General features: G+C 32.7%; 12 protein-coding genes. 2 read left to right on the plus strand and 10 right to left on the minus strand.

The features are described 5' to 3' along the window. Positions 1–21: 21 nt before the first annotated feature. The 5 genes from AWE51_RS26095 to AWE51_RS08705 form a co-directional block, all read right to left on the minus strand. Positions 22–273, minus strand: a complete 252-nt coding sequence (locus AWE51_RS26095) for an AtpZ/AtpI family protein (protein ID WP_262482901.1) — start codon at positions 271–273, stop codon at positions 22–24. After that, complete coding sequence (locus AWE51_RS08690; protein ID WP_066312266.1) at positions 221–664, minus strand: bactofilin family protein; 444 nt, start codon at positions 662–664, stop codon at positions 221–223. Before AWE51_RS08690 ends, AWE51_RS26095 begins: the two co-directional genes overlap by 53 nt. Before the next feature lie 23 nt (positions 665–687). Next, positions 688–3,321 (minus strand): type IX secretion system periplasmic lipoprotein PorW/SprE, encoded by a 2,634-nt coding sequence (porW, locus tag AWE51_RS08695; protein ID WP_232517367.1) that lies wholly within the window; start codon positions 3,319–3,321, stop codon positions 688–690. Between the two features lie 258 nt (positions 3,322–3,579). Further along, entirely contained in the window at positions 3,580–4,275 is a 696-nt protein-coding gene (locus AWE51_RS08700; RefSeq protein ID WP_066312269.1) for an ABC transporter ATP-binding protein, read from the minus strand. A gap of 5 nt (positions 4,276–4,280) precedes the next feature. Further along, complete coding sequence (locus tag AWE51_RS08705) at positions 4,281–5,753, minus strand: DUF5687 family protein (protein WP_066312272.1); 1,473 nt, start codon at positions 5,751–5,753, stop codon at positions 4,281–4,283. Between the two features lie 230 nt (positions 5,754–5,983). Between AWE51_RS08705 and AWE51_RS08710 the strand changes: the two genes are divergently transcribed. Further along, positions 5,984–7,036 (plus strand): ferredoxin--NADP reductase, encoded by a 1,053-nt coding sequence (locus tag AWE51_RS08710; protein WP_066312274.1) that lies wholly within the window; start codon positions 5,984–5,986, stop codon positions 7,034–7,036. An 8-nt stretch (positions 7,037–7,044) separates the two neighbouring features. Here the strand turns inward: AWE51_RS08710 and AWE51_RS08715 are convergent, their stop codons facing one another. The 3 genes from AWE51_RS08715 to AWE51_RS08725 form a co-directional block, all read right to left on the minus strand. Further along, a complete protein-coding gene (locus tag AWE51_RS08715; RefSeq protein ID WP_232517368.1) occupies positions 7,045–8,097 on the minus strand; it encodes a glycosyltransferase family 9 protein in 1,053 nt (350 codons plus the stop codon). Next, positions 8,084–8,692, minus strand: a complete 609-nt coding sequence (locus tag AWE51_RS08720) for a DUF4254 domain-containing protein (protein WP_066312277.1) — start codon at positions 8,690–8,692, stop codon at positions 8,084–8,086. Before AWE51_RS08720 ends, AWE51_RS08715 begins: the two co-directional genes overlap by 14 nt. A 181-nt stretch (positions 8,693–8,873) precedes the next feature. After that, complete coding sequence (locus AWE51_RS08725) at positions 8,874–9,794, minus strand: DUF6427 family protein (RefSeq protein ID WP_262482902.1); 921 nt, start codon at positions 9,792–9,794, stop codon at positions 8,874–8,876. A gap of 127 nt (positions 9,795–9,921) precedes the next feature. Here AWE51_RS08725 and AWE51_RS08730 point away from each other — a divergent pair, with 127 nt between their 5' ends. Then, entirely contained in the window at positions 9,922–10,158 is a 237-nt protein-coding gene (locus AWE51_RS08730) for a DUF6341 family protein (RefSeq protein WP_066312283.1), read from the plus strand. Positions 10,159–10,240: 82 nt separating this feature from the next. Here the strand turns inward: AWE51_RS08730 and purD are convergent, their stop codons facing one another. Continuing rightward, positions 10,241–11,512, minus strand: coding sequence for a phosphoribosylamine--glycine ligase (gene purD, locus AWE51_RS08735; RefSeq protein ID WP_066312286.1), 1,272 nt, complete (start codon positions 11,510–11,512; stop codon positions 10,241–10,243). Positions 11,513–11,810: 298 nt separating this feature from the next. Then, positions 11,811–12,692 carry a hypothetical protein gene (locus AWE51_RS08740; RefSeq protein WP_066312287.1) on the minus strand — a complete coding sequence of 294 codons (882 nt, stop codon included), beginning with the start codon at positions 12,690–12,692 and terminating at the stop codon, positions 11,811–11,813. Positions 12,693–12,766: the final 74 nt, after the last annotated feature.

Consider the following 12,766-nt stretch of genomic DNA (forward strand, 5'->3'; position numbering starts at 1 on the left):
AAATACGGGATTAAAGTCGATTTATTTTTTAGAATTATTAATTCTATCGAGTTGTTTAATCACCAAATATAATGAAGCAGCAACCCCAAATAGCACTAACCCCATAGTAAACCATTTTTTTTCTAATTGGTAATATAAATCGAGGTTTTTTCCAGCATAGGCGCACAGAAAAATTGTAGCTCCCATTTGGAATGCTATTCCTGTTAAGGCTATGTACTTTTTAAGCTGATTTTCCTTGCCCTTGTGGTTGTCCTGGTTGTCCTGTTTTTTCACCTGGTTTGCTTAAAGATTTTACACCACCTTTCATAGAACATGATGCATTAAAGTTTGCTCCCGGCTCTACAGCTAACTTACCTACGGTAACTTCGCCTTCTATATGTGCTGTTGGTTTTAAAGATAGTGTGTTTGCAACATTAAGAGTTCCTGAAAATTTACCTTCAAAATCTGCATCTGAACATTCTAACGTTCCTTTTATAAACCCTGAGGATCCTACTACTACTTTTCCTGTAGTTTTAAATGTACCCTCAATGGTGCCTTCTATTCTAAAACCTCCTTCAGAAACAATATCACCTACGATTTTTGTTCCTTCTGAAATTTTGTTTTGATTACGAGAAAAGTCAGTCATATTGCCGTGATCTCTTCCTTTTTTATTGTCTGAAAACATATTCTTAAGGGGGATTAAGTTAATTACTCGGTTTCTTCTGTTTGTGGTTGTTTGTTATATCCTTCAAGATTTTTATGAATCTGAAGTATGCGATAATTAGGAGATGCTACCGTAAAATATTCAGCTTCTACCTTTTTATAATATTTTTTTCTTCTATTCCATTTAGTTAAATCAACACCTCTACTATCTTCGGTTTTTCCTAAACTTAGTAATTCTCCTAGACCTTCAGCTCCTAATCTATCTCTTCTAGTATGTACAACTAAAAATTGTTGATCTTTAGTATATGCATCTAAAGAAACTTTCATTTTATCATATCGAAGTTCTTTGATAATATTCTCTAAATGTTCTTTTAATGCAAGAGCTTGCTCGTTTTCTGCAGTAGAAAAAGTGTACATTAATTTGTGGTTCTTTTCCTCATCTACACCTTCTACAAATACATTATTTTCTATTTGGGGTATTGTTACTTGATAGATTATTTGTGCCTGCTTACCTTCTGGGCTCTGAGGATAATTTAATGCAACATAATTTAAAGCTTCTTTATATGCTTCAAACCCTCTATATCTTCCTATAGCTTGCGCTTTCAATAATTCAAATTTTGGCAAAAATTCATCTTCACCACCATATTTTGTAATTAACTCATCGCTTTTACTAATTACCAGGGCATACTTTTGGTCTCTAAAGTCTTTATACAATCTATTATACACAGCATTAGGACTACTACTATCATCTTGTAGTTCCTCTTCAGGATTCAGCAAAATCTTTGCATATCTAGAATCGCTATGATTTGTAATGATGTTATTTTTAAACTCATCGGCCTTGCTAGTATTACCTTGTAATTGGTAAATCTTGTATAGATTATATTTTGCAGGAATAATCAAACGTTGTTCTGGATCATTTTGTAGTAAATCTTCTAATTTACTTGTTGCCAATCCATATTCTTGGAACTTTTCTTTATAGATTACTCCTAATTGATAATATGCAAAATTAAACTCTGTCTTTAAGCTATCTAACACATTTTGGTCTGTAGGGATTTGTGCTATATATGTCTGCGGATCAAACGCTGGATCACTTTCTATAGAATATTCTTCTTTTCTCTCTTGATCGATATCTGCCACTGCGGCTGGATTAGTAATACTTGAAACTCTCCAGTTATCTTGTAATTCTCGATTTCCAAAAGTTCTTTTAAAAGCCGTTTTACCGTAAGCTACTACAGTTTGATTGTAAAAATAAAATTTAGCTCCTTTACTTGTTTCTTTACCTCTTCTAGCCCCAGTTCCGTTTTGATTAAAACGTTGCTCTGTTGGTAATTGGTTTTTAATCTTAGCAATCTCTTCTGCTTTTTCTGCAGCGATTGCTTCTGCTTTCAAGGCTTCGGTAAATTCTGAGTAGTATGCTATTCTTTCATCTGGTGACATTGCTGCTACAGTAAGAATACTATCGTTTGTTTTTGCAATACCTTCATACAAAATAACGTCATCAAGGTTAACGCGTTTTTTCTTTAATACTCGATATCGTTTAGAATCGACAGTCATACGTTGTAATGTACTGTCATAATATGCTCCAGAAATAGCATACTCCTTATTATCAAAATTAATATTACCTAGCGTATAATAATTTATGGATTCTAAATATTTGTCTTCAGAATTTGTACGCAGTGATTTATTATAATATTCTACCGCTAAATCCATTGAATCTAACGTTTTAAAATAAACTGCTTTTTGATTGTAGATTCTGTCTAAAAAAGGTCTGTTTTCTCGATTTTCTTCAAGATCTGTTAATAGTTCTAAAAACTCTTCTTTATTACCACTATCGTAATCAAAGTTTCGGGATTTAGCCATATGTGCATTGATCAAATATCTTCTAGGTGTTCTTCTGTTAAGATCTATTACTTGATCAAATGCCCAATTTGCACTATCCTTATGTCCTAACTCATTTAACAACTGTCCTTTTATATATAAATAACGACCTTTTTCCTCAAAATTTTTGGTATGAATCGCAGCTTTATTAATAAATGTTACGGCAGAGTCTTTTTGTTTTAAATTAATATATGCTTGTGCCATCATTGATACAGCATCTGCATAATCTTGAGGTTTCATATACTCTTGCTCGATCATCCTGGTAAGATCTTCAATAGCCTTCTCGTTGTTATCTAAACGAAGATTTGCCTTTGCTCTCCATACTTTAGCATGATTGATTGTGTTACTTGTAGGGTATTTATATAGAATATAATTAAAGGCCTCTAGCGCAGGAATAAAACGTTGTTCAAAGTACCTTGATTTTCCTAGAAGTAAGAATGCTTCATCGATTTTAGGGTTACGTTCCCTGTCATCGATCAACATACTATGTTTTTGAATTGCTTTTACTGCTTTTTCTTCTGCCTTGTCAAAATTTTGGTTTAAAACTTCGCTTGGTAATCGAACATCTTCACTAACGATCATTCTTTCTATCGGCAGTACTTCCCAAAAATTATCCTTGTACGTATCAACAATATCTTGCCGACCAAGATCATAGGCTATCCGACCATTATAAAGTGTGTTGTTCTTTGTTGTAACATCATGCCAAGCACGATTTACAAATTTGTCTTTTTTACGAGAACAAGCAAGTGCAACGATTGCTAAAAGCAATACCAACGTGATTTGTGATATTTTTTTCCCCAAAGCCAGATAATTTATATAGTGTGATAACTAAAAAACAAGTTTTTTAGTGTATTTGACCCACAAAAATATTGTGTGAAACGTAAAAATACATTTCTTTCGTTAAAAAACAGGTTGTTAACATCTTTTTCTAAGTTTAAATATGATTTTTATTACGCTTTTTAAAGTTGTTAACAACAACGTCATCACAAAGAATTTCTTTGTTTCCTATTATTTATTACTGGTTCTAAGAAAATATTTAAATTCTAAAACGGTAATATATTACTTATTAAAATGTGCTTCAAGTTCTTTTAGTGTTTGCTCTGAAGTAGTAATATCTTTCACTACTTCACCTTTATCCAAAACGACTATACGTTCGCAAACCTCGGTAACATGCATCAAGTCATGACTAGATACCAGTACAGTAACCTCTGGGTTAGCGGCCAAGTCCTTTATAATCTTTTTTAATCGTATTTGTGTCGTTGGATCTAAATTAGCAAAGGGTTCATCAAGAATAATTACCTCTGGGGTACCAATCAAGGCGGCGATAATCCCTACCTTTTTTTGATTTCCTTTAGAAAGGTCTCTCAAGTACTTTTTTTGTCCTAAAATTTCTCCGTGAAAAAAGTCCTCAAAATCTGATAACAAACCATCAACATCTGCCTTGTTTTGCCCTCTTAATTCTCCTATAAAATAAAAGTATTCCTCTGCTGTTAAATACCCTATCAAAAAAGTTTCATCAATAAATGCAGCAGTAATAGATTTCCAGTCTTCACTCTTGCTCACATTAAATCCGTTATTTTCTATATGCCCTGTACTTGGGTTAATAAGATCTAAAAGTGCACTAAACAAGGTTGTTTTACCCGCACCATTATTGCCTACAAGTCCAAAGCTATTTCCTTTTTGTATTTCTAGGTGCTCTATATTTAGAACTGTATTTCCTGTGTATGTTTTTGTAAGATTATGTACTGTTATCATTATGCTTAGTTTTTTTGTTTATAGGCCGCTATGGTCTTGTACTTTTCTGATCTATAGATTCTTTCGATTTTATTAAAAACTGCATCCTTAAATGCAAATCCTGCCAGGCCGGCAATAGCTACCAGAGCATATCCGGCATAGGGACTATATGCATAATATCCAATAGCATAAAGAATCATAGGCAATGCCATTTTAGGTAAGGATAATAATAGTGTTTTGGTATTAAATGCTTGTTTATCGCCAAATGCCTTCTTGTTACTTGTAAGGTCTATCGGCGTTTTAACATAGGCTCCTGCCCATAATACCACATGAGAATTAACTCCAATATTGTACAACGCTGCTACCAATATTGCCAGATACACATCCCACCCAAAATATAAATATCCTGAGGCTAAAATTGTAGATATCAAGGTTGCAATTACCATTAACCACCATTTAGAAGATAGATATTCTTTGTATCTAATATTTTGACTCATCATTAACGGGTAGTATGAGCTATCCCAACTGGGAACAAATTGTCCAAAACTGAGCAAAAAGCCTCCTGTCACAAAAATTGCCGCAAAGATTTGCCACACTGGACCTTTGTACGTTTCTACGGTACCTGTAAAAAACAGCAATCCATAAAACAAAAACAAAACACTAACCAGGACTGTAGATCTTGCTCTTTTGTTTCTCTTAATAAGCTTAATATCATTTTTAAGAAATGTTGCTGTTTTACCAAATCGATCCAACCAATCCAGGTTCTCTGTTTTTATAGTTTTTGCCTTTGTAGCCAAACCGGCATCTAAATACAAATCTTTTACAAAAGATCTGAAAGAAACCCATAGCAATCCAACAGTAATTACAATCGGTATTGCTACAAAAAATGAAGTATCGTATAAGCCTTGAAAAAATGGTGCGGTATACGTAGTTATATTAAAATAGTCATAGTAGTGCAATCCCCCAAGTACTATCATTATCCCGCCTATAATAAAAATAAGGTTGTCTTTTTTATTAAGAATAATATTTAGAAAGTTATTACCATAAATCAACGCTATTAAACCTAAGTTCCACAACAGTACATTTATGACTGGATATCCGTTACTAATCAATACTATAGAAAACGGTATAAAAAAGAAGGCATGAATTACATTAAAAAACGAAAACACTGTTTTTCCAAATGCAAAAGAAACAATCTTATTTTTTTGAAAAGGCAGTAATAGAAGTGGTTTTATATTAATCACCGGCATTTTTTGAAGCGCATATCTAAACACTAAATCAAATACCAACCAGTATATTAAAAATTTATTTATAGTTTCTAATGGCTCTAAATGAAGCTTTTCTTTAATTAATTTAAAGATAGCGGCACCACCAACTGCAGACATAAAAGCAATCCATAATGCCCAGAATCCCATAAAAAGCTTCATGAAAAGTCCAGAGGTTAAAGATGCAGATCTCCAAAAGGATTTCCATTGTAAAACGATAAAATGCTTGAACATAGTAGAAGGTATTTATACTATTTAGTAATCAAAAGTGAAGTTTTGTTACAAAATAGATTCAGATAAATTTTTCTTAAACGCCTTTTGCTGTTCGCGCATTTACTATTTTTGCAACAAAAAGTAGAACATTCTATATGTTGAATTAATTTCAAAGAAAGTATAGAATACATTAACCTTCTAGTTCAAGAAATTTATACGATAATCAGAATTAGAATTTCATTAATAATTGCATGTCAGATTTTCATAAACTTACCATAAACAAGATTACAAGAGAAACGTCAAAAGCGGTTTCAATAACATTCGAAGTACCATCAAACCTAAAGAATATTTTTTCTTTTTCTGCAGGACAGTATATCACTATTAAGACTGAAATAGCAGGAAAAGAAATCCGTAGAGCTTACTCTATCTGTAGTACTCCTAATAGCGGAGTTCTTAAGGTTGCTGTAAAAGAAATCCCTAATGGTACTTTTTCTTCTATTGCTAATAACCAATTAAAAGAAGGAGATGCCCTAGAAGTACACATTCCAGAGGGTAATTTTTTATTAAACACTTCTCCTGAGGCGAATAAAACTTATGCGGCATTTGCTGCTGGAAGTGGTATTACTCCTGTAATGAGTATGATCAAGGCTGTACTTGAAGAAGAGGAAAATAGTCGTTTTGTTTTAGTTTATGGAAACCAAAATCCAGAAGAAACGATCTTTCTTAATGAACTCTCTAATTTACAAACGAGCTATCCCGATCGCTTCTTTTTAGAGATGGTCTATAGTAGAACCCGAGAAGAAAACGCTCATTTTGGTAGAATCGAAAAGTCTACGATAAACTATGTTATAAAGAATAAATACAAAGATATTTCCTTTTCTGATTTCTATTTATGTGGTCCAGAAGAAATGATCAACACAGTTACCGAAATTTTAATTGAAAATAATATTCAAAAAGACCATATCCATTTTGAATTATTTACCAGTAGTACAGAAACTGTTGAAATTGACGCCGATCTCGACGGAAAAACTCAAATTACTATTTTGGTAGATGATGAGGAGTTTAATTTTGTTATGGATCAGAAAAAAACAATTCTTGATGCTGCTTTGGATGAAGATATAGATGCCCCTTATTCTTGTCAAGGTGGTGTGTGTAGTTCTTGTATATGTAAAGTTACTGCGGGTAGTGCGGTAATGGAAAAAAACAGCATTCTAACCGATGGTGAGATTGCCGAAGGACTAATCCTAGCTTGCCAAGCACATCCTACAAGTGCATCGCTTAAAATTGATTTTGACGACGTATAATTGATTGGTTATATCAATGCATTAATAGTATTAATAACTGTTTCGGGTTTTATACTATCCATTACTTTTTCATATCCCGGCGGAAATTTATTGCCATAAATTGAAGTAGGAATTTGATCATACTTTGCAAGATTAGGTAAGATTGCATTTTCTATCGGCTGCCCAAAAGGCATAAAACCTGCAAAAGGATGTGTAACTCCCCAAAGCGTGATTGTTGGTACACCATACATTGATGCTAAATGTGCATTACCACTATCCATAGATAGCATTGTATCCAAATTACCTATCAATTTTAGCTCTTCTTCAAAAGATAGTTTGCCCACTATATTGGTTACATTTTTGTATTTACTATCGATATTATTAAGGATGTCTGCTTCTTTTTTTCCGCCACCAAATAGGAAAATTTCAAACTGATCCCCTTTGTCCAAGGCATCTATAACCTCAACCATATATTCTAAAGGATATGTTTTACTTTCATATTGCGCAAAGGGAGCAATACCCAACCATTTTTTTGTAGATTGTTGGGTTAGTTCTATAATATTAGAAGTAAGTGATTGCTTTTTAGGAAACTCATGATCATTAAGATCGATAGGATATCCTAATTCTTTAAAAACATCGGCATAGCGCTGGTGTGTGGTTTTTAATTGCTTAAATGCTTTATTTACTGGCCTGGTTAATGCTTTTTTTTCTGATCTTCCTTTATCAACCTGAACAACTTTTATTCCTTTAAAAGAAAACAATGTTTTTAATACGTTTGATCGCAACACATTATGTAAGTCCGCAACAGCAGTAATACCAAGCTTTTGAAGTTCGTTTTGCAATCGTGTAAGTCCAAAAATTCCCTTATGTTTCCCTTCAACATCCGAATGATATACCTCTAGATTATCTATATCCGCAAATATTGGTGCAAAAAACTTTCTGGTGAGTACTGTTAATTTTACATCAGGGTATGCCGCCCTAAAAACTCGTAATACAGGAACGGCCATTGCAACATCACCCATGGCCGATAAACGAATTACAAGAACGTTCGTTTCAGATGTTTCAGAATTACTTTTCGCCACGCAATACGGGGTTTAGTTCATCATCATTATACATTTTCATCTGTTTATAAACTTTCATATACTTATCACCTTTCTCTATATCACTTAACAGTGTATCAATAGCAGTAGAAAGATCAACTCTTTGTTCTAATAATACATTAAGTTTTGTCTGACAAGTAGCTTTATGTTCTTCACTTGCCCCTTCTCTAACTGTTTCCTCATGCATATGATATACTTTTAGGGCTAAAATAGAAAGTCTATCTACTCCCCAAGCTGGGCTCTCTGTATTGATAGTCGCATTGGCTTTCGCTTCTACATCCTTATATTGTTCTAAAAAATAACTATCAATATACTCAACCATATCTGTTCGATCCTGATTAGAAGCATCAATTTTTCTCTTTAAAGTTAGTGCAGCTACAGGGTCAATTTCTGGATCACGAATGATATCTTCATAGTGCCATTGTACCGTATCTATCCAACATTTTCGATACAATAAATGTTCTAATACCTGAGATTTTTGATCATATGGGTTGGTAAATTCCTGATCTACGCTATCAATTACATGATATGTATCTATAACTTCTTTAAAAATAATATTTGCTTTATCGGTAAACATGCATGTTGTTTTTAATATGTACTTCTATTTTCTTTACTATATCTTTCAAAACGATTTCAAGCTCATTTTCTGATTCTAATTCTAGAAACTAATGACTATATAGTATTACTTAAGGGCTACAAAGGTATTATATTTTGTATTAGTAAAGGCATCTAATTAGTATCGCTTTTTCAAATCAAAATCAGAACAATAAAATTGTAAACGGAAGTAATGCAAATACCCAAATATTAATTTCTTTGGCAAGCCAATGATACTCCATCTCCAGATATGTCGATCCCATGATAGCAAGCGGTACAGTAATAAAAAACAATTCTGAAGTATTCTTTTGTTCTGAAATCATCATCACAGCAATGGCAATTACCAGATAGGCTATAATTAACTTTAGTATTGGTTTGACGTTCGTCTTTCTTCGACTAAATTTAATAATATAAATCCCTAGAAAAAAAACAACGCATATTGTCAATATTCCTACAGAAAACAATTGACTTTTGCCAATATAACTCTGAAATGATAATGAAAAAGGTGCTATATAATCCCATATTGAAAAAAAAGAATCATATACCAACAAGGTGTAACAGTTTGCAAAAACAAAGACTGTGCATAACCCAAGCCCTGGAATCATCCAGTTTCGATAGTTTTTAGGTTCAAAATAGAATATTGCTAAAAATAATAGAAGTATAAATCCGATACTCCAAAAATGCGCTACAGAGGCAATCCCTATACACAGTGAAGCATTAAACAAGTTTGCTTTTATAAATTTTCCGTTTCTAAGTTCTAACAAACTTCTTAATCCAAGCAGAATAAATGCACTGGACACAAGCATATGAATATTTGTTAGCCCATTAGGCAACATACTCGTAAAGAATGCATACAATACTATTGTGTACGTTCCTTTTTCTGTGAGCCCCCCTGTTTGAGTAATAAAATTAAGCATAATCATGGGTAATACATAGAACAAAATCCCAATCGAAAACAAAATTATGCTATAAATTTCTGAATCAAAACCTCGCACATAATGCGCCAAAGTATATAGTAAACTCATATACAGAGCTACAACAATATAATTAATAGGTTTAGATTTACTAAAAAAGCTTGATAACACTAGTATTTTTTATATTTTTGCAACAAACTATACCATCGTATGGTTTTGTTATATTGAAGAACTAATTTATATAAGGGTTTAAGATACTATTTTTAAGCTTTTTATAACCCAATCATATCGTGAAATTATGAAAGAATTTTTTGAAGCTATACAATCTCTTTTTGTAGATGGATTATTTTTACCGTTTGATGCATTAAGAGCATTAGAATTAGAAAGCTGGACAATGGCTAATGTTATTAACTGGTTATTTATGGCTATTGGTTTTGTAGCCTTTTTATATTGGATGAAAGAATTGAAAAAGTTTAATGATAATAATGAAGAAAATAGAGATCCTAAGGCACACTCTTTTTTAAAGCCTGACTAAATTTTTATTTCTTTTTATATAAAATTATAAAAACCACATATTAAAAAATATGTGGCTTTTATTATACTTTACTTTTAAAGTATTACAAATCAAAACCAAGATCTTTTCTGTAATACATTTTATCAAAGTGTAGTTTTTTAATATTATCGTATGATTTTTTTAAAGCGTCTTTAAAATTATCATCAAATGAAGTTACCGCTATTACCCTGCCGCCGTTTGTTACTACTTTATCTCCATCTAGTTTTGTTCCTGCATGAAAAACTATAGATTCTGTAATAGTATCAACACCCGTGATTTCTTTTCCTTTTTCATATGCTTCAGGATATCCACCAGAAACTGTCATTACTGTTGTAGCTGTTCTAGGATCAATTTCGAGATTGGCTTTATCCAAAGTTTGCTCAGCAACATGCTTGAATAATGTTACCAAATCAGTTTTTACTCTTGGTAACACTGCTTCTGTTTCTGGATCACCCATACGCACATTATATTCAATAACTTTTGGATCATCTCCTACTTTTATTAATCCGATAAAAATAAAGCCTTTATAATCGATATTTTCTTTTGCCAAACCTTCTACAGTTGGTTTAACAATTTGATTTTCGATCTTATCCATAAAGACGTTATCTGCAAATGGCACTGGTGAGATTGCTCCCATACCTCCTGTGTTAAGACCAGTATCTCCTTCACCAATACGCTTATAATCTTTGGCCGTAGGTAAGGTTAAGTAATTTTCACCATCGGTTAACACAAATACACTAAGCTCGATACCATCAAGAAACTCTTCGATTACAACTTTTTCACTTGCTGCACCAAATTTCTTATTGGTGAGCATATTTTCAAGTTCAGTCTTAGCTTCGTTGATATCTTGTAAAATCAAAACTCCTTTTCCGGCAGCTAAACCATCTGCTTTAAGTACATATGGTGCAGAAAGTGTTTCTAAGAATTTTTTTCCTTGGTCTACTGTTTCTGCCGTAAAACTTTGATATGCTGCTGTGGGTATATTATGTCTAATTAAGAATTCTTTTGCATATTCTTTGCTTCCTTCTAATCTAGCGCCTTCTTTTGAAGGTCCTATCACTGCAATGTTTGTTAATTCCTCGTCTTTTGCAAAGTAATCACTAATCCCTTGCACCAAAGGATCTTCGGGCCCTACAACGACCATTTCTATATTTTTGCTAAGTACTAGTTCTTTAATGGCATCAAAATCGGTAACCGATATAGGCACATTGGTTGCTATAGCAGCAGTACCCGCATTACCAGGTGCTACAAATAGTTGATCACAAAGTTCACTTTCTACAATTTTATAGGCAAATGTATGTTCTCTTCCTCCAGATCCGAGTACTAAAATATTCATGATTGAGTATTGCTTAAATTTTTATGGCATCAAAAATAGTGTATTCGTTTTGGTATCACTACTTCTTTGTCTTAAAAACTTGAGTTCTAACGTAACATTTTCAGAATTGATAGTATAATACCATGACCACATCTACTTCTTGTAGTATTAATCCAGATACTCGTAGTGAGGTTTTACAGAGTTCTTAAACAAAAAACAGCCAGATCTTTATGACCTAACTGTTTTAAATCTATACTCCTGTTATACCTTATTAGCCAAGGTTTAACAAATAATATATCCTTCTATAAATGTTATTGTATTACAGATAAAAACGTAATCCTGCTGAGATATTGATTCTTGACAAGCCTTCTCTATCTCCCGTAGTGTCGACTAGGTCAATAGTAGTAACAACACCATTTTCTTCTACTTCTAATTCATCTAAAGCACCTGTTGTCCACGACGTCAAAAATTCGAGAGCCATATAGTCGGTAAGACCTATATCATATCCTAAATCAACCGACACTCCTATGGTATTTCCTGTGGTTTTAGATAAACGATTTCCGATTGTTTGTTCGTCTTTATAACTAATATAACCAGCTGCGGTACTAAGTAAAAGAGTGTGTTTTTTATTTTTAGATAGGAGTCTTGTCATTAGTGATGGGCCGATAAAATTAATGGAAATTTTATTTTCAAGCCCTCGTCCTACGTCGCCATTGGGAAAAGAAGCTACTAAATTATTTTCTTTTGCAGTACTATAAAAAGAGTTAAATTTTAAACCTAGACCTAAACGTTCTTTTAGAAAGTAATGTGCATCTAATCCAAAGTTTACTCCTGATTTTAATTTTTTAACATGTTTTTTTAAGGTTTCATCCTGAATCCCTGATATTTTGGCCGTTCTAAAAGCAAAACCTGCATTTGCTCCAACATGTAATCGTTTACCTTTATAATTTGATTCTAATTTTGCTTTTGAAGGTATCCCTGAAGTTTTGTAAAAATTCTTCTCGTAAACTTCTATTTCTGAAAGCGGAAGCAATGTTTTTTTAAGGTTTCCATTTTTCATATATCGAAAGTTCACTTTACCTTCTTTAATTTTAGTGATTTTGGCATTGATACTGTCGTTTTGTGAAGTAACAATTAAATCTTGCGCATTAATATGCTGCATAAACACAATTATCATTGTGCTAATCATAATTTTTCTCATAGGTTTTAAGTAAGGTTGTTATTTATTCTTAAGACACAAACCTATTCAATTGTAGTTTCATTTTTTGAAACTGG

It is taken from the genome of Aquimarina aggregata (assembly GCF_001632745.1).
Classification (GTDB): Bacteria; Bacteroidota; Bacteroidia; order Flavobacteriales; family Flavobacteriaceae; genus Aquimarina; species Aquimarina aggregata.

Excerpts from the sequence above, each read along its gene's own strand:
- AWE51_RS08700 (WP_066312269.1), bottom strand. The coding sequence starts at position 4,275 with ATGATAACAGTACATAATCTTACAAAAACATACACAGGAAATACAGTT.
- AWE51_RS08705 (WP_066312272.1), bottom strand. The coding sequence starts at position 5,753 with ATGTTCAAGCATTTTATCGTTTTACAATGGAAATCCTTTTGGAGATCT.
- AWE51_RS08740 (WP_066312287.1), bottom strand. The coding sequence starts at position 12,692 with ATGAGAAAAATTATGATTAGCACAATGATAATTGTGTTTATGCAGCAT.
- AWE51_RS08730 (WP_066312283.1), top strand. The coding sequence starts at position 9,922 with ATGAAAGAATTTTTTGAAGCTATACAATCTCTTTTTGTAGATGGATTA.
- AWE51_RS08720 (WP_066312277.1), bottom strand. The coding sequence starts at position 8,692 with ATGTTTACCGATAAAGCAAATATTATTTTTAAAGAAGTTATAGATACA.
- purD (WP_066312286.1), bottom strand. The coding sequence starts at position 11,512 with ATGAATATTTTAGTACTCGGATCTGGAGGAAGAGAACATACATTTGCC.
- AWE51_RS08690 (WP_066312266.1), bottom strand. The coding sequence starts at position 664 with ATGTTTTCAGACAATAAAAAAGGAAGAGATCACGGCAATATGACTGAC.
- AWE51_RS08710 (WP_066312274.1), top strand. The coding sequence starts at position 5,984 with ATGTCAGATTTTCATAAACTTACCATAAACAAGATTACAAGAGAAACG.